This window comes from Planktothrix sp. FACHB-1365 (genome assembly GCF_014697575.1).
Taxonomy (GTDB): Bacteria; Cyanobacteriota; Cyanobacteriia; order Cyanobacteriales; family Microcoleaceae; genus Planktothrix.
This window is the reverse complement of sequence record NZ_JACJSC010000040.1, coordinates 1-26,392: the sequence shown is the minus strand read 5'-3', so window position 1 is coordinate 26,392 and position 26,392 is coordinate 1. Positions and strand designations below refer to the sequence as shown.

Below are 26,392 nucleotides of genomic sequence, written 5' to 3'. Positions count from 1 at the left end.
TTACCAACCTCAGTGCGGTTATCCCCAGCTTTATTAACCAGTTTAATTGTCACCTTGTTTGTGGTGGGATGTCAAAAATTAGGAGGGTTAGAATCCTTTGAATTAAGGATGTTTGATGCCTTCGTTTGTTTGCGACCCATTCCCGAACCCGACCCTAATTTATTAATTGTTGCGATTACCGAAGAGGATATTCAATCTCAAAAAAAATGGCCTCTTACAGATCAAGTTTTAGCACAGGTTTTTGCCAAACTTCAGCAACATCAACCTGATGTTATTGGGTTAGATTTATATCGAGATTTACCGCAAGAACCGGGGGGTAAAGAGTTATTAAAGCAGTTAAAAGCGGATAATGTAATTGTGATTACGAAAATCGGAAATTCTAAAAATCCGAGTGTTCCACCTCCCCCAGGAATTGAGCGAGAACGGATTGGATTTAATGATTTAGTTTTAGATGCTGATGGGGTGGTGCGTCGGCAATTATTATTTGCCAGTGGTCAAGATGATCAAACAGTTTTTGCCTTTTCTTTACAGATGGCTTTAACTTACTTAAAAAATCATGGAATTGAACCTAAAAATAATAGCCGTCATCGTGAATATATGGAACTGGGAAAAACGACATTTTTTGCTTTGAAATCAGGAGATGGAGGTTATGGAAATATTGATGATCGAGGTTATCAAATCCTGCTGAATTATCGAGCTCCAGAAGTTGCCCGCATTGTGAGTATCACTGAAGTTTTATCAAATCAAGTTAACCCAGATTGGGTTAAAAATAAAGTCATTTTAATTGGAACAACAGCCCCTAGTATTCCCGATGCTTTTTTAACGCCTTATAGTATTAAAGCTGCCGAGAATTTTAAAATGCCTGGGGTATTAATTCATGGTCAAATGGTGAGCCAGATTATTAATGCTGCCTTGAATAATCCCTCTCAAAAACCTTATTTAATTCTAGGTTCTCAAATTCTCGTTCCCCGTTCTAATTTATTTGTATTCTTACCTCAATATTTAGAAATAGTATGGATTGGAATTTGGGCAATGGTGGGCGGAATATCCATGTGGCGGATTCGTCATCCTCTCCATCAAGGGTTAGCTTTAATGGGGGGAATTTTGAGTTTATTGGGAACCAGCTACGGACTGTTTTTATTAAATGCTTGGGTTCCTATTATTGCTCCTCTTTTTTCCTTATTTTTAGCGGGAACTGGAATTATTGCCTATAAACAAATTCACAATTCTTTGCATGATTCTTTAACCCAACTCCCCAACCGTACCTTATTTTTAGACCGAGTGGGATGGGCGATTTCAAAAACAAAACAGTCTCAATCTCAATGTGCTGTTCTATTTTTAAATATTGATCGATTTAAGCGAATTAACGATAGTTTAGGATATCAAGCGGGAAATCAACTCTTAATTGAAATGGTAGAACGGATGAAAATTTGTTTGAGAAATCAAGATCTGATTGCTCGTTTAGGAGGAGATGAATTTGCCATTTTAATTGAACAATTAAAACCTCCTCAAAATGCAGTATTTGTAGCCGAACGTATTCACAACGCCTTGCTCTCTCCGTTTCAATTAAATCATCATGATATCTTCATGAGCTTAAGCATTGGCATTGCTTTAAGTGAAACGGCTGAAAATAGGGCAGAGTATTTATTAAGAAATGCCCATACTGCGATGTATCGTGCTAGAAGTTTAGGCAAAGGTATGATTCAAGTTTTTGAACAGACCATGCACGTTAATGGAATTGAACAGTTAAAATTAGAAACCAGTTTAAGATTAGCCTTAGAACGTCAAGAATTTGTTTTATATTATCAACCCGTTGTTTCCTTAAATTCAGGACAAATTGTTGGGTTTGAAGCTTTAATTCGTTGGCAACATCCCGAAGAAGGATTAATCACCCCAGAAGGGTTTATAGCAGTTGCAAAAGAGACAGGATTAATTGTCCCGATGGGGAAATGGGCAATTCAAGAAGCCTGTTATCAATTAAAACTATGGCAAGAGCAATTTCATTGGCAACCTGAATTAATTTTAGGGGTTAATTTATCGGCTAGACAGTTTGTTCAACAAGATTTAATTGAACAAATTCAAGAGATTATTCAACAATCTCAAATTAATCCCACTGGATTAAGATTGGAAATTACAGAAAGTGTGATTATGGATGATGTAGATGCTACCATTAATCTATTAAAAAAATTAAAGTCTTTAGGATTAAAATTGAGTATTGATGATTTTGGAACCGGGTTTTCTTCCTTAAGTTATTTACCTCGATTTCCCATTGATACAATTAAAATTGATCGCTCTTTTGTTGGACAAATGGAAGTGGATGAAGGCGGAGAAAATTTAGCCATTGTTCGCACGATTATTCGGTTAGCTCATGCGTTAAATAAAGATGTTGTGGCTGAAGGAGTAGAAACCGCTTATCAACTGGCACAATTACGTTCCCTCGGTTGTGAATATGCTCAAGGGTATTTCTTTCTTAAACCTGTTCCTGCCGATATTGTGACCGCTTTTGTAGAGTCTCATCCTCAATGGGATAGCAACCATCAAGACAGTTAGGACGCTAGATGCGATCGCTCTATAGCAGTTACCAAAACATGATCACATACTTTTTTGTGTTCTGATAATTTGGGTTTCTAATAACATTTTGATGCCTTGCATAAAAACCTGAAAACTTTTAGATTTATTATCGGTTAGAGATAGATAAGGAGCGATTTGTTTTGAGTGAGTAGCTGAGTAATATTCTGGGACTAAATTTTTGAGTTCCTGTTTAGCACAGTTAAGTTGATCAGGATTACGGTATTTTCTCTTATTTTGTTGTTGACTCAAACTATTAGGTTTAAGATTATAGGCTTTTTCTACCGCCACTAAATCGCCTAAAAACCATGATTCTAGTTCATGACAAATAATCCTAATCATTGGGGTATTTTGTCCAGCCGTTTGACAAATTTGTAACAATTCAGCCTTAAGTTTTTGGCAATCATGAGAATCTTGGTCATGAACTATGATAAATTGAGTATTGGGGCTAATATTATTGAAAGCTCTAATTTTAATAGGAATAGATTTAGCTAAGTCTTGTTTACCTTGATGAGCAATACAAATAAATGAAATTTGCTCAGGAATGATTTTTGGTAAGATTTCTTCTAAAACATTTTTCAGCGAAGGTTCTTCTAATAAAAAAATTAAGTCATAACTCATGAAGGTGCAACTCCTTTAAACCAACCTTGATTCCATAAATAGCCAGGTAAATCTCCTTCTGCTACTAATTTTCTGAGGATTTCGTGATCTGAGGCTTTAGACATTTTAGTGATCCCTTTTTCTTTGATTAGCCAAAATATACTGTCTAAAGAAACGGCATTTAAAAAGTCAGGGGAATGGGTAGAAACAAAAACTTGTCCTCCTCTATTCGCATAACTCGCAAATTCTTCAGCAAGTTCGGTTAAAAGAGTGGGATATAAATGGTTTTCTGGTTCTTCAACGCAAAGTAAAGGGTGAGGTTTAGGATCAAAAAGTAAAATTAAATAGGCAAACATTTTCATTGTGCCATCAGATACATAACGATCAATAAATGGATCTTTAAATGCTTCATCTTGAAATTTTAAAATTAATCTACCGTCTTCTGTATTTTTTGCTTCTACTGTAGAAATGCCGGGGACTCTTTCTTTCATTTTGGTTAAAATGGTTTGGAAAATTTTAGGATATTCTTGATAGAGATATTGTGCAACTATCGCTAGATTATCCCCAGTGGGAGAAAGATGTTCAGCATAAAGTGAATCTTTACTGCCCCATGATCTGCTAATATGGAAGTCGCAAACGTGCCAATTTTCGATCAGGGAACGAAAAGCACTAGCGGCTTGAAAACGTTGAAATTGTCCTAATCCTTTAATAGCTAAAATATCATTGGATTGTAGTTGTTGTTCTTCTCTTTGTAATTCTTCATCGGGTTGACTAAAATTTTCTTCATTGGTGATCGCATAACCTTTACCTTTACTAAAATTAAGTAACTTATAGGGAGAGCCATATTCACCGCGTTCATAAAGCAATATTTCTCTTTGGATCACGGGTTTTCGATTTTCTTGTCCAATAATCAATATATAAGTAAAAAGTCGTTTTTTACCTAAAAGATTCATCTGAAATTGTAGCTCTATTTTTATATCTTCTTTTTCTTTGCCTCTGGTAACAACTTCTCTGTAACCGCCTCGAATTTGGAGAGCTTGACGAATGTTATTTTTTAAAGCATCTTGCAAAAAACCAAAAATATCAAACAAAGTTGATTTACCGGTACCATTAGCACCGATTAATACACAAAAAGGGGGGATATTCTCGACTCTCAAATCTTCAAAAACTCGATAGTTTTTAATTTTGATACTGGTAATTTGCATAATTATATTTTACAAGTAACTTGACTCATAGTGATCTATTATATATTATTCCCCATTCCTCATTTTTACCCAATCGTTATGCGATCGCAACCCATCGAACTCACGTTAAACAGAGAACTCTTTTCCTGCGGTATTCGCTATTCCCTGCTATATCAAAAAGTAATTGCCTTTTTATCAATCTCTACAAAAAGGCAATTACTAACTTTTTCTCAATCGTTGTTTTTTACAATTCTACATCGATATCCTTGGCGGGTAAGGTAGAGGGAAATTGTAAATCGCTAATATGAATCAATTGCTCAACTTCTGCAAATTTGGTAAAAGCTTGGCGATCGCTTTTTAGCAAAGAAACAATAATTCCTACGGCAAATGATAACGGAATGGTGATTAAACCCGGGTTTTTAAGCGGAAAAATGGCTTCTGTATGTTTGAGTAAATCGATTTGAATGGTGGGAGACAAATAAATCAAAAACAAAGAAGTCAGTGTTCCGGTAATCATACTCGCAACCGCACCATTTGTGGTAAATCGTCGCCATAAAATTGACATCAATAAAGCCGGGAAATTACCACTCGCTGCGATCGCAAAGGCTAAACCCACCATATAGGCAACATTTTGTCCTTTAAAAACGATTCCCAAAACAATTGCTAAAGCCCCTAAAAACATCGTGGCGGCCCTAGCAACTTTCAATTGTTCGGTTTCATCCGCCGAACCTCCGCGCACCACATTCACCCATAAATCATGGGATAAAGCTGCCGCACCGGAAAGGGTTAATCCCGCCACAACTGCTAAAATGGTGGCAAAAGAAACCGCCGCAATAAACCCTAATAAAACGTTCCCTCCTAAAACTTCTGCTAACATCGGGGCTGCCATATTTCCCCCTTTATCAATGGCTTGAATTTGTTCTCGACCTAATAAGGTCATCGCCCCAAAACCGAGGATAAAGGTTAGCAGATAAAAGAAGCCAATAAACCAACTGGCATACATCACGGATTTCCGCGCGGCTCTGGCATCGGGTACGGTATAGAAACGCATTAAAATATGCGGGAGTCCAGCCGTCCCAAACATTAAAGACATCCCTAAAGAAATGGCATCTAAAGGATTAGCAACTTGTTTCCCTGGAGCTAATACTTCCGGCCCATATTTTTGGGCAGCGGCGGCAAATAAATTGAAGGGATTAAAACCAAATTTTGATAAGACCAAAACGGTTAATAATATCGCACCCCCCAATAACAAAAAAGCCTTGATAATTTGTACCCAGGTGGTTGCCATCATGCCGCCAAAAATGACGTAGGCTAACATGACACCGCCGACAATCATCACGGCTAATTCATATTCCATCCCAAACAGTAATTTAATTAAATTACCTGCCCCGACCATTTGGGCAATTAAGTAGAAACTAACTACTGATAAAGTGCCAATAGCTGAGGCAATTCTCACCGGGGTTTGACGCATCCGATAGGCAACTACATCGGAAAAGGTATAGGTGCCTAAATTTCGCAGGGGTTCAGCAATTAAAAACATCACAATTGGCCACCCAACTAAAAAGCCAATGGAGTAAATTAATCCATCAAAACCATTCAGGGCGACTAAACCTGCTATTCCTAAAAAACTCGCCGCACTCATAAAATCGCCAGCGAGGGCTAAACCGTTTTGAAATCCACTAATTTGTCCGCCGGCGGTGTAAAATTGTGCCGCGCTTTTTGTGTGGGAGGAAGCCCAATAAGTAATCCCTAAAGAAGCAACCACAAACAGCAGGAAAAATACAATAGCGACGGGGTTAAATTGTCCAAGAGTAGTTGACATGGCTTAATCCTTAATCAGGTCTTCAATTTTGCGATCGTAATAGTTATTAGTCCAGCTAACGTAGAAGTAAATTAATACCCAGGCTGAAATAATCACTAAGGCTCCTAACAAAATTCCCCAACTTAAACCGGGGATAATTAAAGACCCCATTAAGGACTTATTGAAGGCCACTAATAAGATAAATCCGAAGTAAATAAACATCATGGCTAATGTTAAAGCCAAAGATACTCGCCATCGTTCCTCGGCGAGTTGAGTTAATATTTTGTCTCTGTCGTCCATTTTTATTCCCCTGAACATGAGGGGAATTATATCGGAAGATGTACCTATTTTTGAATCAGGGATGAGAAAGAATTTGCTTTTCTTAATGAAGTTTTGTAAAATCTACTTTACATTTATTGATATTTGGATTGAAACCCGATTAATTTATGAAGATTAAAGGATCACTTGACCCAGTTTTAAATTCGTTAGGGGTTCTGTCTAATGACTAAATCTTAAATACTGACGTTGAATGTTATCCAGAATGGTAAACTCAACTCCTAAACCTCTTAATTGTCAACTTTCACTATTCTAATCCTAATTACCCTCATGAATATTTCCAACAACTCTCGCCAGTATGCTCCAGCAACAGAACGGAATCAACAACCGATTTTAGAGGTATTAAAGCAGATACTTCCAGCCACAGGAACAATTTTAGAAATTGCCAGTGGAACAGGACAACACGCTGTATTTTTTGCGCCTCAGTTGCAACCCCGCAAATGGCTACCTTCAGAAGTTAACCCTATGTTGCGAGAAAGTATTTTAGCTTGGCAAACTGATTGTCCCTCGGATAATTTATTCCCCCCTTTAGAATTAGATGTGCAGAAATCAACTTGGTTAGTTGAAGATCCCGATTTAAAATTGCCCTTTTCTTTGGCAGAATTCCCCATTACTGCTATTGTTAATATTAATATGATTCATATTTCCCCTTGGTCGGCTTGCTTGGGATTAATGGCAGGTGCAAATCGAATTTTGCCATCCGGGGGAATTTTATATTTATATGGGGCTTATAAACAACAGGGAAAACACACTGCACCCAGTAATGAAATCTTTGATACCTCGTTACGATTATCTAACCCAGAATGGGGAGTGAGAGATTTAGAAGCAGTTGTTGAAATAGCAACCTTAGAAAATTTACGGTTAGTAGGAATTATCCCCATGCCCGCTAATAATTTATCGGTGATTTTTGAGAAAATTTAGGGTAAAATTTAGAAGAACTAAGCGCTCACACCATCCATCATTTCAGGAGGAGAAAAATCTAATCCAATCTGAATTTGATTGTGGTCTGATTGCCTTCCTGGTATAGGAGTTGATGATTCTTGTCGATGAGATTGGGGCGATTTTTGTTCTAATAAATTTTGAATATCAGGGGGAAGGGTTACATCAGGAACACTTTGTTGAGATAACCAAGCAAAACCCCCCATAGAACCTGCTAAAATAGCGGCATAACCTAAATATAAATGCACTGAATTGAGATAAAATTCTGAATCAACATCGACTTTAGACCCATATTGTCCAACCTGTCCGCTAAATTCTAAACAGGGAAAAGACGCTGCTATTTTCCCACCTTCTAATCCTAAAGCATTCGCTACCCGACAAATAAACCCTCGAATATAAATATCTTCTGGTAAACGCTCAAGTTCTCCCTGTTCCAAAGCTTCTAAATGATGCAGGGGAACTAAAGTAAAATAGTGCATTTGTTGTAAACTCAGGTGATAGGATTCTCTCGCTTTTCGCAATTCTTCCCCAATTTCTTGTAAATAAATTTTTTGCTTTTGATGAATTTTCTGATTAATTTCAGCTTGAGTCAGGGGTTGACGTTTAGATTGGACTTGCGAGGTATTGTCCCCGGAAGAAATATCAGATGAAGTCGAGGTTTCTTCTGAGGATTCAGAGGTTGTATTTGGGGGTTGATATCCAGCAATAAAACCGAGGGGAGAAACAACCGAAATCTGAACTTCGGGAGGAGTAGATTTTGTTTTTTTTGGACTTTGTTTTACCGATGATGGGGAGGAATAATCTGAGGAAATGGCGGTAACAGAAATAGACTCATTCACCGAAGGAGATTCTGTTGTACAGATAATTGCTGTTTCTTGTTTCGCAATTTGTTTTAAAGCGAGTTGAATAGCTTCTCGTCCCACCGCTTTAATGACAATTTCGGCTTTACTAGCCGCTTGTCCTAACATTTTTTGTAAGCTTTTTAAAGCAATATTATAAACTTCACTACAATATAGTTCTGCTTCAATTTGACGCACCAGAGAGCGTAAACTGTCAGGAGACACCTCTGTTGTTGTCGGTGCTGTCACACCAAAACCTGTTACCGGATTTAGTTCCATACTTTCTACTCCGCCTCAGTACCACCTATCTGAGTTCTTTCTTCTATGGTTTGATTCTGATTCCGGATGCGGAGAAGAAAGTGTCTTGAAGGAACCGGATTTCTATTGAAAAGAATGGAGATGACGATTCATATTTTTTAGGTCGGTTTCTAACTGTTGATAATCCGATGGTGATAATAAGGGGTGTTTACGAGTTTTTAACACCTGTTCAATCGGAAGGACACGAAACTGATATTTTCCTCCTTGGCGATAGCGATGTACCCAAGTGGGTATGGCTTTAATCTCTTTAATTTCAGTGGTTTCATCAGGAAATTTTTTCAAAACCTTGACTTTAAAAATTACCCCCAAATCTCGATATTTTTCCCGTTGATTCGAGATAAAATTCCCCATAGAATAAATTACAACTGCTTTTTTCGGTTTTTCTGATTTCCCTGTTTTTTCAATAATTTGATAGGGTTGAACAACATGAGGATGACTCCCTAAAATAATATCAGCACCTGCATTCACTAACTGTTTAACTAAGGCTTTTTGTTCAGCACTAGGTTGACGCTGGTATTCTAAGCCAAAATGTAAAATAACGGTAACAAAATCAACCCCAGCTTGACGAGCTTTAGTAATATCTTGGGTGATTTTTTGAGGATTAATTAAAGAAACTAAATAATTTTTACCTTTGGGAATAGGAATACCATTTGTTCCATAGCTATAGCCTAAAATTGCCATAGAAATATTATTTTTTTCAACGATAGTGATTTTGGCTGCTTCTTTCGCTGAGGTCGCTGTACCGATGGGAATTAAACCCCGTTTTTTCACATTTTCTAAGGTTTTTAAAACCCCTTTTTCGCCTCGATCTAAGGAATGATTATTGGTGGTAGAAATAATATTAAACCCAGCTTTTTTAATCGCATCGGCTAAGGGATCTGGAGCGTTAAATAACGGATATCCCGTATACCCCGTTTCTGGGCCTGATAAAGTTGTTTCTAAGTTACCAATAATCCAATCTCCAGAGGATAAAATTCCTTTAACTTCGGTAAAAAAGTTATCATAATTATAGGTTTTTGTAGTCGGGTTATAACCGGATTTAATTTGAGCACCGTGCATCATAATATCACCCACAGCCACTAATTCTGCTTCTTTTGTATAGGGTTTTGGAGGTTGAGTAGCCGTGACTTCAGCGACGGCTTCCGATGGTTTGGTTTGAGTTGTATTGCGATCGCAACCCCCTATCAAAACAAGAAAACTGCTCGTTAATAGGAAAGTAATTAAGCGAAGTTGTAATCCTAAATTCATAAATTCATCCTTAATAATGATTGAATCCTATTTTAATTTCCGATGAATCGCAACTTTAACCCTGTGGCGGTTAAAAACTATCGTTCCCCTTAAAAATATCTTCTGGGATTTTACCATATTTTTAATCACAAAGATGAATTTATCCCAATAAAAGGGCATCATCTGTTAAAGACTCCTGTTGCTGTTCTTCAAATAAATGCAGTAAATCGGTAACGGTTAAACCCTGACGTTCTGAACCAGAAATATCAAAAATAATTTGACCTTCATGTAACATTAATGTGCGATCGCCTAAATCTAAAGCTTGGCGCATACTATGAGTTACCATTAAGGTTGTTAATCGGTTTTCAGCCACAATTTCACGGGTTAATTGTAGAATATAATTCGCCGTTTTAGGATCAAGGGCGGCTGTATGTTCATCGAGGAGTAAAACTTGATGGGAAGCTAAAGTTGACATTAATAAACTTACGGCTTGACGTTGACCGCCAGATAATAATCCCATGCGATCGCCTAAACGATTTTCTAACCCTAAATTTAACCGTGCTAAACGGCAGCGAAATTCCTCTCGTAAGCGATGATTTAAAGCAGAACGAAACCCCCTAAAGCATCCTCGACGATAGGCTAACGCTAAATTTTCTTCAACAGTTAAATTCGCACAGGAACCGGCTAAGGGATTTTGAAAAACTCTTGCTACAAATTTCGCTCGTTTTGATGTTGACCAAGTGGTTACTTCTTGATCATTAATCCAAACTTTACCCGCATTCGGAAGAATATCCCCCGTTAAAACATTCAATAAGGTTGATTTACCAGCCCCATTGCTCCCAATAACAGTAATAAACTGACCTTCAGGAATTGTTAAATTAATATCCCTGAGTGCTTGTTTTTCTAAAGCCGTCTTTTGATTAAAAGTAACATGAATAGAGTGGGTTTTAATCATGGTTTATATTGAACAAAAGTTTTGATCTGCAATTTATCTATTATAATGAAGTCATGAACAGCTATTTTCGGCTGATAAGCGCAATGACTGTTGGTTTACCCGTTCTGGTTCCGCAGTTTAACATGACCTAGCCCTAGTAGCTAGATGACTTGATCGAGTTTGATGATCTCGTTAACAATACAGATCATCAGATAACCAGACTCAACTTTTGTCAACACTTATTCTAATTTTGAATACCCTAGAAATGAGATAAAATTAAATCTAACCTTTGACAATAAAAGCCATCTATTCAGATCATAAATGAGGTTTAAATTAAGATGACAGAGTTAGAGAGCAATATCTATCTATTACAAGCAGAAGGAACAAAACGATTTAAAATTGAAAGATCTTTGCAGGTATTAACCCGGAATCAAATTCTTAATGATCAAATTCCCTATGCGTTAAAAGTCATTGAAGTTTTTAGCACTCCTGATCCTCAAAAAGATGAAACAAAATTGCATGAAATGTTTGCCTATCGTCGCTTACAAAGTGATTGGTTTGAATTTGATTCTCCTGAATATGCAGCCCGGTTAATTCACGATTATTTTCGTCTACGTCAAGAAACTCATCACCAAATTAGTACCCTTTCCCAACAATTAAAATCGGCAACTCAAAAATTAAAAAATACAGAAGAAAAATTAAATCACCTAGAACAAGACTATCAAAAATTGCAACAGGAACGAGATCACCTGTTTCAATTTAAAGTTGCAATTCAAAGAGATATGACCCGCATTTTATCTCGTTTAGAATCTCATGGATTAAATGGAAATAGTATTTATACTGAACAATCCTTAAGACATAGCGCCATGAGTCTAATTCGTTATCGCTTAGGAGTTGCCCAACAAAAACGTTGCTTACAGTTAGGTGATACTGTGATTATGGTGGGGTTTTCCTTGTTTGAATATGAAACTAAATTTGAGCAATTCAAAAGCTGTTTAGACAAATATTCTATTACCGCCGAGGAAGAAAATACGGTAGATACCTCCTTATTAGAAGCAGGAGTTCCCCTGGGAATTTATTTTACAACGGATAAACCCTATGCTCGTTTAGAAATTGAAATACCTCGACGATATTGGGCTTTACCGGGGATGGTTCCTGAACTGTTTAAAGAATTAAAAGAATTTGGGTTTGAAGCCCGTTATTGTCGCTTAGTTCATATTGAAGAAGACGGAGATACAGGAGAATTAGGGTTTATTCCTTGTGATAGTTTAGATGAAATTTGGCATCAAGTTTTAACTCAAATTAGACCATTAGGAACCCAAACTTTATTGCGTCAGCAGGGAAGTTTAATTGAATTAAGCCCTGAAAGTACCCGTGTAGGTGTTACCAGTCGAACCTTACTCAAAATGATTCAAGATAAAATCCCTCATCTGGAATCTGCTTTTGAAGAAATATTAGGAATTCGCTTTTGTGTCAATGTTGAATTAATCAATGATTCTCCTTAAATTATCTTATCTTTAAATTTTCCACCAAGGGAATAGTTTAAGAACTTCTCTTTGAATCACTTGATAGACTCTCGGTTGATGGTAATTTGTGTTAAAGAGGGCGATCGCTTATTTCTTAAAGCCCTGGCTTTTCAAGGGGGAGGATCTCCACTAAGCTATTCTCTATTTCATTAACTTCCATCTCAACCTCATTCAAAGTTGCAACTTCTTCAACATTTGGTACAGCAGAAATCGCAGGAGTCATAATTTTTAATCCTTTAGGAACACATTCTACTTCTATCGGTGTTGTGCCAATAATTTCCCCATCTAAAACAACTTTTTGAGGAGGATTAGTTGTAATTTTAAGGCGTTGAGTCCGAAAGGCAATCATATTATCTCGTTGAATTTCTGTTTTCAGTAAACCCGCCCCTAATAAACGCACCATTCCCGCCAAGGCTTGCATTTTATCGACAGGAGAGGTATACATTAAAACTTCTAACAATCCATCATCAGGAATCACCTGACCTAATCCTTGTGCTAAAACAGAAGTAGCAGGAGCAACATTGGCAACCGTAATCGCGGCGGCTTCACATTGATTGATTTCACCATTAATTTCTATTTCCGTTTCAAAGTCTGTTTGTTCGTTTAGTTGTTGCCATCCTGCCATAATATAAGCTAACGGCCCCCAGCGTTTTTTCGTTTCTCGATCTGCTTTACTCACCGTTTCGGCTTCAAACCCAATTCCAGCTAATAAAATCATCGGTAAACCATTACAATTTGCCACATCAATCGTACGGATTAATCCGGCAATAATCACTTCACAAGCCCCCTGAATATTCGTCGGAATTCCTAACGCCACCGAAAAAGCATTAGCCGTGCCTCTGGGGATAATTCCTAATGGAATATTCGTATTAATCACGGCTCCGGCTACAGCCGAAACCGTCCCATCTCCCCCCGATGCAATCACTAAATCAACTTGTTGTTCTACCGCTTCTTTTGCTAATTCCGTTGGATCAGTTTCCGGTGTTGTTAAGTGAACTTTTAAATGAAAATAAGGTTCTAATAATTGTCGAATTAATAATAAATCTTGATTAGCATTTCCTACCCCTGAAACAGGATTAAAAATTAAATACGCAGAACGAGTTCGGCGCAGTTGAACAATAATTGCTTCTGCGGTTCCAATATTACTCGCAATCGGAATATTGTAGATATTGCAAACTCGGAGTAATGTTAAAAGCGGTAACTCAGAAAAAGTCGTTTGGGTGGGTTCTACTAAATAAATAACCGCAGCAATCTCTTCCCCTGCAATTATTTTTGAGGCGATGACCATATCCCCTGCTTGTCGCAGAGGTAACACTGTCTCAATCCTTAACCATGTCCTCTGTTTTAAAGCACCTGCAAGATTGTCTAAACCCATGAGGCGGTAATGGGATAGGACATTCTCGTGTTGAGTTATAAAATTCACGAGCTTTTCTTGCTGAGTCTCATCAGCGAGTAGGGCAATGATCGCAGTCATAATTCAACCCTTATCTTAATTGTGACTATGATATCGTGAATTGCCTTGAATCTGCGTCTACCCTTACAACTGTACAGCCTTAAAAAATTGTCCCCTAAAAAAGAAAAAAACTCCGTGATTCCACAAAGGTGTGATTTCACGGACTTTTGTCCCCTGGTATAACAATCGGTGAATTTACTAATTATGTTTGCATATCCATCCGGGAAGGAGCGGAGTGATTCATCGATTTCATGGAATCTTTACAAAAAATCCCGCTTATATCAATTTTTGATAAAATTCCCCGCCGAAAAGGGGATAGGGGAAATGCTTCTGTTTATTTTATGCACCCGTTTAAGGATTACAACTCCTACGTTTCAGCTTATAACCCTAGATAGATGACAATTGAACCCTTTAATTTCACGCTATTAAAACAGGAAGGAATTGATTTCGATTCCAGTTTGGGGCTAACTCATTAAAAGGTAATTATGCAGCGTTTAATTCTTCACTTAAAGCAAGTGAGTTTCCAATGGGCGATCACTCTTATTTTAACAGGATTAATAGGGGTAGGATGGGGAATATTGATGACTCCTGTTTTTGCTAAATCACTTACTCCAGAAGCCGACTTTTATCATGTCCAAGGGGGAAATACTGAGAATTTAGATTTACAAAAAGCCTCGGATGCGGCTAAAAATGCCTCCGAAAAAGTGTTTGATCAACTCGATACCACTAAAAAGGTAGTCGGTAAAACTGAAAAAAGAAACGAAGCTATTGAAGATGCTAGAAACATTGCTCATAAAAAGTTAAATGATCAAGCAGACCGAGCTAAAGCAGCAAAAAATCCTGATGCTTCTTTAGGGCCCAATGACAAGCTATTTTATAAAGGATTACAAGGGGAATTGTAAACTTTAACTTTAACGATTTTCAGGATGATCAAATCCTAAATGTTTCCACGCCGCAGGTGTCGCCACACGACCCCGGTTTGTGCGTTGAATAAACCCAATTTGCATTAAATAAGGTTCATAAACTTCCTCAATAGTTTGGGTATCTTCCCCCGTAATTGCCGCCATTGTTTCTAATCCCACTGGCCCGCCTTTAAAGTTTTCAATCATCGCACTTAACATATTGCGATCTGTCCAATCTAATCCCATCGGATCAACATTAAAAACTTCTAAGGCAATATTAGCAATTTCCGCATTAATTTCTCCCGTACTTTTGACTTGAACATAATCTCGAACTCGACGTAATAACCGATTTGCAATTCGAGGCGTTCCCCTCGCACGTTGAGCAATTTCGATCGCTCCTTCTGGGGTAATGGGAGTATTTAATAATTTGGCAGTGCGTTGTACAATTAAACTTAATTCATCAATTTCATAAAAGCGTAATCGTTGAATAATTCCAAAGCGATCGCGTAACGGAGCGGTTAAAGAACCCACCCGCGTTGTTGCACCCACAATGGTAAAGGGTTTGAGGGGAATACTGCGAGTTTTTGCCGATCGCCCTTGACCAATAGTAATATCTAATCGGCAATCTTCCATCGCCGGATATAAAATTTCTTCTGCGACTTTTGATAAGCGATGAATTTCATCAATAAATAACACTTCTCCCGGCTTTAAACTGACTAATAATCCCGCAATATCACGGGGTTTTTCTAACGCCGGAGCCGTTGTAATTTTACACGTTACCCCCATTTCCGACGCTAAAATCAGCGACATAGTGGTTTTTCCTAAACCCGGAGGGCCATATAATAATAAATGATCTAACGGTTCCTGACGAGATTTAGCAGCCGCGATCGCAATGGATAAAACATCTTTTAAATCCTTTTGTCCAATATAATCTTCTAACCGATGGGGACGAATTTTTTCATCCTGTTGACGATTAATTTCTTCCTGGGGTGTTGCTTCTGCTTCTAATAAATAATCCAACTCATCCATCGGTTCCTGAGTCTTAGATTTTCTGGATTTTTTAGCTGCTGGAGTCGTCAACCCAGAGAACTTATCCGAGGGTTCAGGTTCAGGGGACTGCTTTTTGGAAGAAATAATCGCCATAATAGACTTACGCTATATAAGGGCTATAGGTTACAGGTTAGCAGGTTTGGGGATGAATGAGTTCTAATCCTCTCCTGTTCTTCCCTTTCATATTTAACCATCAATTGCGAATAGATTTGAGGAGTTCATTCATGTCTTCCAATTACATCGGTGATCATGCTTTAGTCATGGGGGGGAGTATGGCAGGATTATTCACTGCTAGAATATTAGCCGATCATTTTGCTCGTGTTACCTTAGTTGAACGGGATCAATTTCCTGAACAGCCTCAACTCTGTCCTCTTGTTGCCCATTCTCCCTAACTCCCCTTTTTTTCCGGCTTTCTCTGGTCTTACCCAATTTAATGACTAATTTCTACGATGTTGAAACACTGAAAAGACGGCTGCATCAGTTGAGTGATGAACAACTCAAACAAGACTATTTGCGAGGGGCATTAACCTTTGATTTTCTTGCAAAAGTGTTGAAAGAAGTTGAGTCCGAAGACTTGACCCTACGAGTGGTGAGTTTGGCTTTAAAATTAAATGTTATTCAAGGAACATTGTTAACAAAAACTGTTAAACCTGAATTTCAAAATAAAGCCTTTTCTCTGGTCATGCCATTAAATCTTCCCCTGGCTTTTAAAATTCGTTTATTAGCGCAAACTCGTTCACCTTTATTACTTCCTTGGTTTTTTAAAGGATTACATCATCCCAATGAACCTGTTAATGCTTGGTCAGCTTGGGCGATTACTCAAATCGGTCAAGCCGCCGAACCTTTATTATTAAAAGCATTAAAAGATCCCTTACAAAAAACTCGCCTTTGGGCAACTTGGGGATTAGGACAAATTGCCAGTGATCGAGCTATTCGGGGATTAATTCTTGCTCTTAATCATGAAGATAGCCAAGTTCGTTGGCGAGCGGCGGCGGCATTAGGTAAAATTAAAAATCGTTTAGCAATCACAAAATTAAGAGAAATTTTAGCTTCCGATCCCGATCATTATGTTCGAGGTCGAGCCGCAACGGCTTTAGGATTTTTAGGAGGAGTATCGGCAATTACAGGGTTAAAAAATGCCCTTGATGATGCTGAATTTTATGTTTATACCAATGCCGTTTATGGATTGGAAATGATTAATGATTCCTTTGCCATTAAGGTACTCTTACAAGCCCTCAATCATAATAACGCCGATGTCAGAACTCGTGTCGTTGAAGTGTTGGGACGCATTGGTAATGAATTTGTAATTAATAAACTTTTGAAAAAAATTCATGATCCCGATCCTTTTGTTCGGGCAAAAGTGGTTGAAACCATTCAATCGATGAATACCCCTTCAACCATTAATGGATTAAAAACCGCTTTAAATGATACGGATGTTTATGTGCGATCTTGGGCAGAAACAGCTTTAGATAAATTAGATTCTTCAGAATCAACAACATTTTTAACAACCTTATTTAATCCTAATATTGTTTCGCCTTATTCCCATTTACCTAAACTTTGGATTTCCTCTAGGGCCGAAGCTAAAAACTATATTTTAGAACACTTTCAAGGCGCTAAGATTAGCTATTTAATTTCTATTGGTAGTCCCGGTAGTGAACTGCCTGAAGGGTTTGATCAAGTTCCGACTCGATGGCGATTAGAATTTGATGATATTGATACGCCTTATCATGATCCTGAATATATTTTACCAAGTCTTAAACATATTTTAGAAGCTTTGCATTTTATGAAATCGGTTCAAGCCAATGAAGGAGATTTATTAATTCATTGTCAAGGGGGAATTAGTCGTTCAACGGCGATCGCATTTATCCTTTATGCCTATCGTTTAGGGATAGGAAAAGAAGAAGAAGCCCTCAACTATATCTTAACAATTCAGCCTCAAGCGATGCCCAATCAATGGATTGTAGAATTAGCGGATATTGCCCTAAAACGAGGGGGACGATTAATTCAAGCGCTACGCAATTATCGTCGTTCTTTTTGAAATGCTTGAGGGAATAGGGAATTACGAATTACGAATTACGAATTACGAATTACGAATTACGAATTACGAATTACGAATGGGGGAAAACAATTTATCGTTTAGCTTTGGGCTATTAGTTTCTGATATTCCATCCTTTAATATTTGCTACAAATACTTGATCGGGTGGCTAATAACTTTTTTCTATTCCCTATTTCCTATTTCCTATTCCCTATTTCCTATTTCCTATTTCCTCCTGTTCCCTGTTCCCTGTTCCCTATTCTCTGCTACAAAAAATCTGTGGAGACGCACGCCAGGTACGTCTTCACAGACAGTTGAAACCCATGTTCAAAATTAGGACATGGCTTGAATGATAAAGTCAAAGTAAGGGGCTGCTTCTTTAGCATCTTCGTCATCGAGTAACGCCAGAGACGCTTCTTTGAGACAAACAATGGCTTCTACCATTCCGGGCATGGGAACGCCTAAAGAGTTATACATTTCTTTGACCCCCACCAAACCAATGCTTTCAATGGGATCTTTGTCACCAGACAGAATCCCATAGGTAATTAAGCGCAGATACCAGCCATAATCCCGCAAGCATAAAGACCGTTCCCGTGAACCTGACGCATTACCACCGGGGGCAATAAAGTCAGGGCGTTTTTTCCACAGTTGGTTACTGGCACGATCTACAATCTTTTTTTCATTATCAGCCAGTGTGGAAGCAATCCGCACGCGCTGTTCACCCGTTTTCAAAAAGTCATTGATGCTTTTAAGTTCACCAACACTCGGATAACGGAGTTCATCATCAGCTTTGAGAATAACTTGGCTAACTACTGTCATCTAAAACCTCAAGAGCTATTAAAGTTTTTCAAGATACCATTAAGTAGTTTAGCGACTCAGGGGGATCTGGGGAAGCAGTTAATTGTAAATCGAGAGTGATTGGCTTAAATCGGTGTGAACAATCCCCCCTAAATCGTTAACAATTCTTAATTTTTAATCCTTAATCATGATGTGGCAGCAAGGACAACAAGTAGAAATTGAAATTACAGATTTAACCGATGATGGCAATGGAGTGGGCCGTTACCAAGATCGAGTAGTATTTGTTCCTGATGCAGTTCCGGGCGATCGTCTGCGGGTGCGACTGGTGCGGGTCAAAAGTAAGTATGCGGAAGGGAAGGTGCAGGATATCTTAGAAGCATCCCCGTATCGGGTTTCCCCACGCTGTATTGTGGCGGATAAATGTGGGGGCTGTCAGTGGCAACATATTGATTATGAATTTCAATTACAAGCCAAACGGGATTTAGTCGTTAAAGCCTTAGAACGGATTGGGGGATTTATCGAGCCTCCGGTGGAGCCCGTATTAGCGGGAGAATCGCCTCTAGGATATCGCAATAAAGTTACCTATCCCCTAGGACGTTCTGCAACGGGTCAAGTTCAGGCGGGTTACTTTCAGAAACATAGTCATCGTTTAGTTAACTTAAATCAATGTCCGGTACAAGATCAACGTCTAAATCCTTTACTAGCGAATATTAAGCAAGATATTCAAAAGCGAGGGTGGTCAATTTATGACGAACCCCAACACCGAGGAAAACTTCGCCATCTGTCCCTGAGAATTGGACAACGCACCGGGGAAATGTTGTTAACTTTAATTGCGACTCAGGGGAGTTTACCCGGACTGCAAGAACAAGCAGAAACTTGGTTAGAACAATATCCTTCTTTAAAGGGGGTGTGTTTAAATATCAATGCGGATCAAACCAATGCAATTTTTGGTCAGGAAACACGCTGTTTAGCGGGTCAACCCTATTTAAAGGAAGAATTTGGGGGACTCAGTTTTTTACTTAGACCCGATACGTTTTTTCAAATTAATACAGAAGTGGCAGAAGCGTTATTACAAATAATGCTACAAGACCTCAATTTACAAGGAACTGAACGGATCGTTGATGCCTATTGTGGAATTGGGACATTTACCTTACCTCTAGCAAAGGATTTACTGCAAAAACAAGCGGGTTCTAAGCCGTCGTTACAGTCCCCTCAAGTGATCGGTTTGGAAGTACAAGAAATGGCGATTGAGCAGGCTCGGCAAAATGCTATTTTAAATCAAATTGACACCGTTGAGTTTAAACTAGGAACGGTACAAAAGTTATTACCCCAGTTAGGGTATAAACCTGATATTGTGTTACTTGATCCACCTCGAAAAGGATGCGATCGCAGGGTATTAGAAACCTTGCTAGATCTCCAACCTCAACGACTGATCTATATCAGTTGTAAACCCGCAACCTTAGCACGGGATCTAAAAGTTTTATGCGAAACGGGAGTCTATGAATTAATACGGGTACAACCTGCGGATTTTTTCCCGCAAACGTCCCATGTTGAATGTGCTGCTTTTTTAAGTCGTTCATCCCAGCAATGACATCAAACCCTGGATTCATGACCCCTTAAGGAAATTTCTGTTTCTATTTTTTGTGATCAAAATTTGTGAAACAGAAATCCCATTCATCTTATAATGGGTAAAACATTAACACTAAATTCTGGCTAAGGTCGCTCTCCTGGATCATTAAGAACCGATGGCGATCAATTCCTAGGGAGTCATCTTTAAAAAACTGAACCAATTCCCCGGTTCTGTTGCTTGGATCTGTCCTTAGTCCCCCATGAGTGGTTTAACAATTGCCCCTTACAGATCAACATATAAAAGGTATGTTTAAGAAAATTCTTGCTCCTTTGGATCTGTCTTCCAACAGTCAGGCTGTGTTTGAACAAGCGTTAGAACTGGCAGTAAGCAATCAAGCGAATTTGATGTTACTGCACGTTTTGTCTACGGATGAAGAAATCAGTCCAGATTTTGGCATCTTAGTCGGATTAAGCTACTATCCAACGGCGAATCAAGAATTGGTGTATACCTATCAAAAACAATGGCAAGAGTTTACCCAAAAAAGTTTAGACGCCCTGAAATCTTGGTGTCAAATCGCAATGGATGCAGGGGTGGCGACGGAATATACACAAACCGTTGGTAAACCCGGTAAAACAATTTGTGACTTTGCCAAACATTGGGAAGCGGATTTGATTTTAATGGGACGTCGGGGTTACTCGGCTTTAGGAGAGTTGCTCTTAGGAAGTGTTAGTCAATATGTGGTTCATCATGGGCCTTGTTCGGTATTAATCGTACAATCCCATCCGTCTTAAACACCTTTAAAATTTGCTACCCCTGCCATTTTTTTAAGAATGAAGTTTAGTGAACTGGTTGAAAAACTCAATAGTGGAATTACGAGTCATAGTTTGACCGATAACCCCAACCTCGATCCCGATATTCATGGGGTGGCGGCGGTGGATAAAGCCACCTCTGGAACTCTCAGCTATATTGAAGGATTAAAATTTGCCTCCTTTGTACAGCAGTCTGCTGCGAGTGCGCTGATTTTACCTGTGGAGGAAGGGTTACAAACTCAAGCCACAGAACAGGGTAAAGCGTGGATTTCGGTAGCAAATCCTCGGCTAGTTTTTGCCGAAGCGATCGCCTTATTTTATCAACCTTACCAACCGCAACCCTCGATTCATCCGAGTGCGGTGATTGATCCGAGTGCCCAAATTGGCTCAGAGGTTTATATTGGCCCCCATGTGGTGATTCAAGCGGGGGTGACGATCGGAAATCAGGTGTGTTTACATCCGAATGTGGTGATTTATCCCCAAGTAACCATTGGCGATCGCAGTATCTTACACGCCAATTGTACGATTCATGAACGCGCCCAAATCGGTTGTGATTGTGTGATTCATAGTGGCGCTGTCATCGGGGCTGAAGGCTTTGGTTTTGTTCCCACCCAACACGGTTGGATGAAAATGGAACAATCGGGAATTACCGTCTTAGAAGACGGGGTGGAAGTGGGATGTAATAGTACGATTGATCGCCCCTCTGTGGGAGAAACCCGCATCGGAAAAGCCACAAAATTAGACAATTTAGTACATATTGGTCACGGCTGTACCATCGGTCAGAATTGCGCCTTTGCCGCCCAAGTAGGGTTAGCTGGAGGGGTCACCATTGGAAATGGGGTGTTATTAGCGGGTCAAGTCGGTATTTCTAATCAAGTGAAGGTGGGGGATGGGGTCATCGTTACGGCTCAATCTGGAGTTCACCATAATATTTCACGGGGAGAGATGGTTTCCGGTTCCCCGGCTCTTGCTAACAAGCTTTATTTAAAAACGGCGGCGGTTTATAGACGATTACCTGAATTGTACCAATCTTTAAAAGCCTTAGAACGTCGTTTTAGAGAGTCTTAGAGGTTGAGGGCTTTGCACTGACTTGTACTGAGCGCAGTCGAAGTATTGAGGGTTAACTCTAATTCGTAATTCGTAATTCGTAATTCGTAATTGCTTCCTGGGTCAGGAATCAGGAAGACGGGGGTGGGATTTTTTGAAGTCTAATCACGGATATATTGATCTGTCTTAACGGCGGATTTTTTTTAATTCCATGGCTCAAGGGAACGGGATCATTTTTCTTCAGGGGAGATGGTGGGCTGAAAAAATTGCAATCCTGACTCTGTGGGCATAGAATAGGACGGCTATCCAATTTTTAAGACAGAGCTAAGGGATGAGTTCTAGTACCATCGAATAAGTCTATATTCCCCTGCTCAATCTCAACGGGATTTTGAAGTCCCGTTTTTTTTGCTCAGGGTAGAGATGGTGATTCCTGTATGGAAAGATTTGTAACTTAGAAAAAAAATATTTGTCAAATTGATGAATTTAAGTATATATTATTTTTTATAACTCCAAAAAGTTGAATTGGATAAAAATTACCTACCTAGAGAAGTAAGGAGATTAAGAACAACATGAATAAACCTGCACCAACTCCCTTAACCGGAAAGGCTCTGCTTCAAAAAGTAAAAGAACTGTCTCATATGCCTCGGCGTGAAACAGCAAAGCTGTGCGGTTATTACAGCACGACAAAGGACAACCAAGTTCGCGTCAATCTCACAGATTTTTATGATGCAGTGCTGAAAGCACGGGGGATTCCGCTTAGTCCCGATGGTACAAAAGATGGTCGGGGTCGGGAAGCAACTTATATGGTGAGCGTTCACAAAAACGGTCAAATTGTAATAGGCTCAACCTACACCAAAGAAATGAGACTGAAACCCGGTGATGAGTTTGATATCAAGCTCGGATACAAGCATATTCACCTGATTCAAGTCGAAAATGGAAAAGACGCCAGCAGTGGCGATGAAGAAGAGTAAATTCGCTCACTTGAGCCATTAGAATGATATTTTCATGGCTTGCAAATGCGCCAACCCTGATTAAAATTGCTGTTTTTTTTGGGGTGTGGATGGGTTTATGGATGCCAATTGCTGTTGTCAGTGCATTCGCTCTCAATTGGCGTCCTTCTGAACCCCTAAATGAAACCCAAAAATTGACGTTGCTGGCGTCGCTTTATGGAATTGCTCCGATAGTTTTGTGGAAAGTTAGCCAAGTTGAGGGTCGATCCTTCTTTGATTATGGTTTAGCTTGGCGATCGCAGTTTTTCAGATCAATTGCCATTGGTTTCGGTCTGGCTGTTATCAGCCTGATCGCCTTATTTGGTTTTCAATTTATCCTGGGTTGGCTCAATTGGCGACAACAACACTGGGAAAATATAGGTGAACAGTCCTCTTCCCTAAATTTTGGGCGTCACCCTATAAAGGGATGGATTAAAATATGGGAAAAAATATTAGTTTTCGGGCCAATTCTGCTGATAGCGCTGTGGATTAGTAGTACCGAGGAGTTAATCTTTCGAGGATTTTTACAAAAACAATTACAGCAAGAATATTCAGCCTTTATCGCCGCCGTGATCGCCAGTGTGATTTTTGCCCTGACCCATCTGTTATGGGACGTCCGCAACACATTACCCCAATTACCCGGATTAGGATTAATGGGAATGGTGTTGACTTTCGCCTGTTTGGGTCAGGGGGGGTCTTTAGGTCTAGCCATTGGACTACACGCAGGTTGGATTTGGGGGATAGCCAGTTTGGATACCCTGGGAGGAGTTGAGGCTACCCAGAAAGTTCCTGAATGGGTCACAGGGTTAGGGGGAAAACCCTTAGCCGGGATGTTGGGAATAGTAATGTTGTTAGTGGTCGCGGGTTTATTAGAAATCGTTTACCCTTGAAGCTAAATCTTGATCTGGCGGTGGCATTTTGCTACCTGGAAAAATTATGACAACCGCAACAATTTCTACTCCACAATTTACCCCGGTCTATGGCCCTGTGTGGTCGTGGCGCTATGGAAAATCCTTGGGAATTGATCCCATCGGTGAGATTTCCACCTGTTCTTTTAATTGTGTTTATTGTCAACTCGGAGAAATTAAACTTAAAACCCAACAGCGTCAAATTTATGTTCCCACCGAGCAAATTTTACAAGCCTTAGCTCAGTTTGCGCCTTGGGATGTGGATGTAATTACCTTAAGTGGAAGTGGAGAACCAACCTTAGCCGCAAATTTAGGGGAAATTTTAATCGGAATTAAAACCCTCACACAGTGTCCAACTTTGGTATTAACAAACGGGACAACATTATCAGATTCTCAAGTTCGAGAACAATTAACTTTAGCCGATCGGGTATCTGTAAAACTCGATGGTATTTCAACCGCCCAACTTCAACGAGTGAATCAACCCGTCAGGGAAATTAATTTAACACAGCTACTCCTAGATCTGCAAGAATTTCGTCGCATTTTCCCTGGAGAATTGGGAATCCAAACGATGATTTTATCGCCTTGGTCATTATCAGATCGTCAAGAATATCAACGTTGGATCAAAGCGATCTCACCCACCGAAATTCAACTGAATACTCCCACTCGTCCCAAACCGTTAAAACATGAATTAGCCGGACGAGAAAATCATCCCTCCCCTGAAAATCTCCCCTATCAAGCTCGGAAACTCAAATCGGTTCAGCCTTCTATCTTACAAGATTTTGCTCAAGAAATTCAAGCGCAAACCGGAATTCCTGTCCGCTATCCTCCCGTCTCTAATTGATCCTCAAGTTGGCGTTGCTCTGGGGTCAGGGATTGAATTTTGATTAAAACTTCAATCTATCAATCTGATAGGTAATGGAGATCAAAAAAGGCTTTTTTCAAAAATGATTCTTCAGGTTCCTAAAATGTATTGAAATGTTAACGATACCGAAATTGTTATAGAAGAAAATAAAATAAATATGATAAAATAAAATTTAGTTACACTTGGAGAATATTTATGGCAAAAACAATCACAGAAAAGCCTTCAACTACTCCACTAACAGGTAAAGCCTTATTACAGAAAGTTAAAGCTTTGGGCAACTTACCTCGTCGGGAAGCGGCTCGTTTGTGCGGGTATTATACCCAAACAAAAGATAGCCAAACTCGCGCCAATATGACAGAATTTTACGATGCGTTACTGGCAGCAAAGGGCATTGCCTTAGATCCAGGTCGCAGCAAAGATGGACGGGGAAGGGAAGCAAGTTTTCGGGCTTGTGTGCATAAAAACGGTTCCCTGGTTATTGGTGCGAACTATACTGAATCCATGGGATTAGAAGCCGGAGATCAATTTGAAATTCGCTTAGGTTCAAAACACATCCATTTGATTCAAGTTGGGGAGAAATCTGAAGAAGATGTCCTCGATGAAGAATAACCGCTTAACTCTGATTTAAGGGGTCAAGGTTGGCTTGTCTAATTTTAAAAACCCGCATCCACAAGCTACTGTAATTCCACATTTAATTAAACATAAAACGTTTAATCGACTCACAAGCTAACCTTACCTCCTAACACAATTTTTTGTTGTCCTCCACCGGACAGTTAGAAAAAAAATGATTTTTATTCTTCCCCAACAACTTCAATTAAAACTGGGGCTAAATTCTCATTCAGCCTACCCAGCCGAATTAATTCTGCATAGGTATCTACTTCAATGTCTAATAAGGTTTCTTCAAATTCTTCCCTAGCGACTTCTTGTAATTGCGGATATTCGTTGAGTAACTGATGGAATTTCTGTTTAACGCTGTCTTGAGGCTCATTCTCTCTCTGGCGATGTAATTTTCATCCTTCTACATTAGCCTAATCTTGAAAAGTGTCAATCCCCATCAAAACTGTTAAAATGATAGAGAATCAAGAACCAAAGCCAGTCATTGAACTTTGGGTCTGTGTTCAAGGATATAAAATTTAGCTATTTTTTGACTGATGAATATTAAAATAACTAGCCAAGACTATACGGCTCAAGTTCAAAACGTCATTGATACCTTAAACCAAGATTTACCCCTTTTATTTAACCAAGATATTTCCTATGATATTTATACCCCGGATATAGAGTTTATTGACCCGGTAAATCGGTTTAAAGGTAAGTTTAGTTATCGGATTGTTTTTTGGACGTTACGGTTTCACGGTCAGTTATTTTTTACAGAATTGTATTTTGATTTACATGATGTTCAACAAACTGCATCCGATATTATTACTGCTAACTGGACAGTGCGGGGAACTTTGCGTTTACCCTGGAAACCTCGATTATTTTTTAATGGATATTCTACCTATAAGCTTACTTCTCAAGGCTTAATTTATAAGACAAGCCTGGGAGATTGAAAACGAGCGTGTCTTCAGACCTGAGATGAAAATCGACCCAGGGGAATTTATTCCCCGTGAATATTTTCCTGATTTGTGTTAACATAGAAACAGGTCGAAACAAGGAGAATTCCATGATAGTTTTAGAATACAAAGTTAAAGGCAAACCCA

Annotated in this window: 24 protein-coding genes; 14 read left to right on the top strand and 10 right to left on the bottom strand. The window is 39.1% G+C overall.

What is annotated here, in order from left to right:
• The first annotated feature begins 12 nt into the window (after positions 1–12).
• A complete protein-coding gene (locus tag H6G57_RS26130; protein ID WP_309236058.1) occupies positions 13–2,550 on the top strand; it encodes an EAL domain-containing protein in 2,538 nt (845 codons plus the stop codon).
• 42 nt (positions 2,551–2,592) lie between these two features.
• Here the strand turns inward: H6G57_RS26130 and H6G57_RS26125 are convergent, their stop codons facing one another.
• From H6G57_RS26125 to H6G57_RS26110, 4 genes are all read right to left on the bottom strand, one after another.
• A complete protein-coding gene (locus tag H6G57_RS26125; RefSeq protein ID WP_190524157.1) occupies positions 2,593–3,189 on the bottom strand; it encodes a DUF4276 family protein in 597 nt (198 codons plus the stop codon).
• Positions 3,186–4,373, bottom strand: coding sequence for an AAA family ATPase (locus H6G57_RS26120; RefSeq protein WP_190524154.1), 1,188 nt, complete (start codon positions 4,371–4,373; stop codon positions 3,186–3,188). Before H6G57_RS26120 ends, H6G57_RS26125 begins: the two co-directional genes overlap by 4 nt.
• Before the next feature lie 223 nt (positions 4,374–4,596).
• The gene (locus H6G57_RS26115; RefSeq protein ID WP_190524151.1) at positions 4,597–6,174 is read right to left on the bottom strand and encodes a sodium/solute symporter; all 1,578 of its coding nucleotides are present in this window, start codon (positions 6,172–6,174) and stop codon (positions 4,597–4,599) included.
• Positions 6,175–6,177: 3 nt separating this feature from the next.
• Complete coding sequence (locus H6G57_RS26110) at positions 6,178–6,453, bottom strand: DUF485 domain-containing protein (protein WP_190524148.1); 276 nt, start codon at positions 6,451–6,453, stop codon at positions 6,178–6,180.
• Between the two features lie 306 nt (positions 6,454–6,759).
• On the opposite strand from H6G57_RS26110, the gene H6G57_RS26105 reads away from it, so the two are divergent.
• Complete coding sequence (locus H6G57_RS26105; protein WP_190524146.1) at positions 6,760–7,410, top strand: DUF938 domain-containing protein; 651 nt, start codon at positions 6,760–6,762, stop codon at positions 7,408–7,410.
• A 17-nt stretch (positions 7,411–7,427) separates the two neighbouring features.
• Here the strand turns inward: H6G57_RS26105 and H6G57_RS26100 are convergent, their stop codons facing one another.
• The 3 genes from H6G57_RS26100 to H6G57_RS26090 form a co-directional block, all read right to left on the bottom strand.
• A complete protein-coding gene (locus H6G57_RS26100) occupies positions 7,428–8,546 on the bottom strand; it encodes a RodZ family helix-turn-helix domain-containing protein (RefSeq protein WP_190524143.1) in 1,119 nt (372 codons plus the stop codon).
• A gap of 102 nt (positions 8,547–8,648) precedes the next feature.
• On the bottom strand, positions 8,649–9,833 hold the full coding sequence (locus tag H6G57_RS26095) for a CapA family protein (RefSeq protein ID WP_190524141.1): 1,185 nt from the start codon (positions 9,831–9,833) through the stop codon (positions 8,649–8,651).
• Between the two features lie 139 nt (positions 9,834–9,972).
• The gene (locus H6G57_RS26090; protein WP_190524137.1) at positions 9,973–10,767 is read right to left on the bottom strand and encodes an ABC transporter ATP-binding protein; all 795 of its coding nucleotides are present in this window, start codon (positions 10,765–10,767) and stop codon (positions 9,973–9,975) included.
• Positions 10,768–11,084: 317 nt separating this feature from the next.
• Here H6G57_RS26090 and H6G57_RS26085 point away from each other — a divergent pair, with 317 nt between their 5' ends.
• Positions 11,085–12,251, top strand: coding sequence for a GIY-YIG nuclease family protein (locus tag H6G57_RS26085; protein WP_190524134.1), 1,167 nt, complete (start codon positions 11,085–11,087; stop codon positions 12,249–12,251).
• A gap of 115 nt (positions 12,252–12,366) precedes the next feature.
• On the opposite strand, the gene H6G57_RS26080 is transcribed toward H6G57_RS26085, so the two are convergent.
• Positions 12,367–13,746 carry a YegS/Rv2252/BmrU family lipid kinase gene (locus tag H6G57_RS26080; RefSeq protein WP_190524131.1) on the bottom strand — a complete coding sequence of 460 codons (1,380 nt, stop codon included), beginning with the start codon at positions 13,744–13,746 and terminating at the stop codon, positions 12,367–12,369.
• 464 nt (positions 13,747–14,210) lie between these two features.
• Between H6G57_RS26080 and H6G57_RS26075 the strand changes: the two genes are divergently transcribed.
• Complete coding sequence (locus tag H6G57_RS26075; RefSeq protein WP_190524117.1) at positions 14,211–14,627, top strand: hypothetical protein; 417 nt, start codon at positions 14,211–14,213, stop codon at positions 14,625–14,627.
• A 9-nt stretch (positions 14,628–14,636) separates the two neighbouring features.
• Here the strand turns inward: H6G57_RS26075 and ruvB are convergent, their stop codons facing one another.
• Positions 14,637–15,770, bottom strand: coding sequence for a Holliday junction branch migration DNA helicase RuvB (gene ruvB, locus H6G57_RS26070; protein ID WP_190524114.1), 1,134 nt, complete (start codon positions 15,768–15,770; stop codon positions 14,637–14,639).
• A 131-nt stretch (positions 15,771–15,901) separates the two neighbouring features.
• On the opposite strand from ruvB, the gene H6G57_RS26065 reads away from it, so the two are divergent.
• Both H6G57_RS26065 and H6G57_RS26060 read left to right on the top strand, forming a co-directional pair.
• Positions 15,902–16,069: a hypothetical protein gene (locus tag H6G57_RS26065; RefSeq protein WP_190524111.1), complete on the top strand. Its 168-nt coding sequence runs from the start codon at positions 15,902–15,904 to the stop codon at positions 16,067–16,069.
• A 41-nt stretch (positions 16,070–16,110) separates the two neighbouring features.
• A complete protein-coding gene (locus tag H6G57_RS26060) occupies positions 16,111–17,715 on the top strand; it encodes a HEAT repeat domain-containing protein (protein ID WP_190524108.1) in 1,605 nt (534 codons plus the stop codon).
• Positions 17,716–18,045: 330 nt separating this feature from the next.
• Here the strand turns inward: H6G57_RS26060 and H6G57_RS26055 are convergent, their stop codons facing one another.
• Complete coding sequence (locus H6G57_RS26055) at positions 18,046–18,531, bottom strand: allophycocyanin subunit alpha-B (protein WP_072717143.1); 486 nt, start codon at positions 18,529–18,531, stop codon at positions 18,046–18,048.
• Positions 18,532–18,697: 166 nt separating this feature from the next.
• Here H6G57_RS26055 and rlmD point away from each other — a divergent pair, with 166 nt between their 5' ends.
• The 8 genes from rlmD to H6G57_RS26015 all read left to right on the top strand — a co-directional run bounded on the left by rlmD (position 18,698) and on the right by H6G57_RS26015 (position 26,242).
• Positions 18,698–20,101 (top strand): 23S rRNA (uracil(1939)-C(5))-methyltransferase RlmD, encoded by a 1,404-nt coding sequence (gene rlmD / locus H6G57_RS26050; protein WP_190524105.1) that lies wholly within the window; start codon positions 18,698–18,700, stop codon positions 20,099–20,101.
• A gap of 284 nt (positions 20,102–20,385) precedes the next feature.
• On the top strand, positions 20,386–20,871 hold the full coding sequence (locus H6G57_RS26045; protein WP_190524102.1) for a universal stress protein: 486 nt from the start codon (positions 20,386–20,388) through the stop codon (positions 20,869–20,871).
• A 39-nt stretch (positions 20,872–20,910) separates the two neighbouring features.
• Positions 20,911–21,957: a UDP-3-O-(3-hydroxymyristoyl)glucosamine N-acyltransferase gene (lpxD, locus tag H6G57_RS26040; protein WP_190524099.1), complete on the top strand. Its 1,047-nt coding sequence runs from the start codon at positions 20,911–20,913 to the stop codon at positions 21,955–21,957.
• A 548-nt stretch (positions 21,958–22,505) separates the two neighbouring features.
• Positions 22,506–22,907: an AbrB family transcriptional regulator gene (locus H6G57_RS26035; RefSeq protein ID WP_190524096.1), complete on the top strand. Its 402-nt coding sequence runs from the start codon at positions 22,506–22,508 to the stop codon at positions 22,905–22,907.
• Between the two features lie 23 nt (positions 22,908–22,930).
• Complete coding sequence (locus tag H6G57_RS26030; RefSeq protein WP_190524093.1) at positions 22,931–23,815, top strand: CPBP family intramembrane glutamic endopeptidase; 885 nt, start codon at positions 22,931–22,933, stop codon at positions 23,813–23,815.
• A gap of 46 nt (positions 23,816–23,861) precedes the next feature.
• Positions 23,862–24,674, top strand: a complete 813-nt coding sequence (locus H6G57_RS26025) for a radical SAM protein (RefSeq protein ID WP_190524089.1) — start codon at positions 23,862–23,864, stop codon at positions 24,672–24,674.
• Positions 24,675–24,890: 216 nt separating this feature from the next.
• Complete coding sequence (locus H6G57_RS26020) at positions 24,891–25,304, top strand: AbrB family transcriptional regulator (protein WP_190524086.1); 414 nt, start codon at positions 24,891–24,893, stop codon at positions 25,302–25,304.
• A 542-nt stretch (positions 25,305–25,846) separates the two neighbouring features.
• A complete protein-coding gene (locus H6G57_RS26015) occupies positions 25,847–26,242 on the top strand; it encodes a DUF2358 domain-containing protein (RefSeq protein WP_190524083.1) in 396 nt (131 codons plus the stop codon).
• Positions 26,243–26,392 lie beyond the last annotated feature (150 nt).

Coding starts and splice junctions, on each gene's coding strand:
- H6G57_RS26125 (WP_190524157.1), bottom strand. CDS start 3,189: ATGAGTTATGACTTAATTTTTTTATTAGAAGAACCTTCGCTGAAAAAT.
- H6G57_RS26120 (WP_190524154.1), bottom strand. CDS start 4,373: ATGCAAATTACCAGTATCAAAATTAAAAACTATCGAGTTTTTGAAGAT.
- H6G57_RS26115 (WP_190524151.1), bottom strand. CDS start 6,174: ATGTCAACTACTCTTGGACAATTTAACCCCGTCGCTATTGTATTTTTC.
- H6G57_RS26110 (WP_190524148.1), bottom strand. CDS start 6,453: ATGGACGACAGAGACAAAATATTAACTCAACTCGCCGAGGAACGATGG.
- H6G57_RS26105 (WP_190524146.1), top strand. CDS start 6,760: ATGAATATTTCCAACAACTCTCGCCAGTATGCTCCAGCAACAGAACGG.
- H6G57_RS26100 (WP_190524143.1), bottom strand. CDS start 8,546: ATGGAACTAAATCCGGTAACAGGTTTTGGTGTGACAGCACCGACAACA.
- H6G57_RS26095 (WP_190524141.1), bottom strand. CDS start 9,833: ATGAATTTAGGATTACAACTTCGCTTAATTACTTTCCTATTAACGAGC.
- H6G57_RS26090 (WP_190524137.1), bottom strand. CDS start 10,767: ATGATTAAAACCCACTCTATTCATGTTACTTTTAATCAAAAGACGGCT.
- H6G57_RS26085 (WP_190524134.1), top strand. CDS start 11,085: ATGACAGAGTTAGAGAGCAATATCTATCTATTACAAGCAGAAGGAACA.
- H6G57_RS26080 (WP_190524131.1), bottom strand. CDS start 13,746: ATGACTGCGATCATTGCCCTACTCGCTGATGAGACTCAGCAAGAAAAG.
- H6G57_RS26075 (WP_190524117.1), top strand. CDS start 14,211: ATGCAGCGTTTAATTCTTCACTTAAAGCAAGTGAGTTTCCAATGGGCG.
- ruvB (WP_190524114.1), bottom strand. CDS start 15,770: ATGGCGATTATTTCTTCCAAAAAGCAGTCCCCTGAACCTGAACCCTCG.
- H6G57_RS26065 (WP_190524111.1), top strand. CDS start 15,902: ATGTCTTCCAATTACATCGGTGATCATGCTTTAGTCATGGGGGGGAGT.
- H6G57_RS26060 (WP_190524108.1), top strand. CDS start 16,111: ATGACTAATTTCTACGATGTTGAAACACTGAAAAGACGGCTGCATCAG.
- H6G57_RS26055 (WP_072717143.1), bottom strand. CDS start 18,531: ATGACAGTAGTTAGCCAAGTTATTCTCAAAGCTGATGATGAACTCCGT.
- rlmD (WP_190524105.1), top strand. CDS start 18,698: ATGATGTGGCAGCAAGGACAACAAGTAGAAATTGAAATTACAGATTTA.
- H6G57_RS26045 (WP_190524102.1), top strand. CDS start 20,386: ATGTTTAAGAAAATTCTTGCTCCTTTGGATCTGTCTTCCAACAGTCAG.
- lpxD (WP_190524099.1), top strand. CDS start 20,911: ATGAAGTTTAGTGAACTGGTTGAAAAACTCAATAGTGGAATTACGAGT.
- H6G57_RS26035 (WP_190524096.1), top strand. CDS start 22,506: ATGAATAAACCTGCACCAACTCCCTTAACCGGAAAGGCTCTGCTTCAA.
- H6G57_RS26030 (WP_190524093.1), top strand. CDS start 22,931: ATGATATTTTCATGGCTTGCAAATGCGCCAACCCTGATTAAAATTGCT.
- H6G57_RS26025 (WP_190524089.1), top strand. CDS start 23,862: ATGACAACCGCAACAATTTCTACTCCACAATTTACCCCGGTCTATGGC.
- H6G57_RS26020 (WP_190524086.1), top strand. CDS start 24,891: ATGGCAAAAACAATCACAGAAAAGCCTTCAACTACTCCACTAACAGGT.
- H6G57_RS26015 (WP_190524083.1), top strand. CDS start 25,847: ATGAATATTAAAATAACTAGCCAAGACTATACGGCTCAAGTTCAAAAC.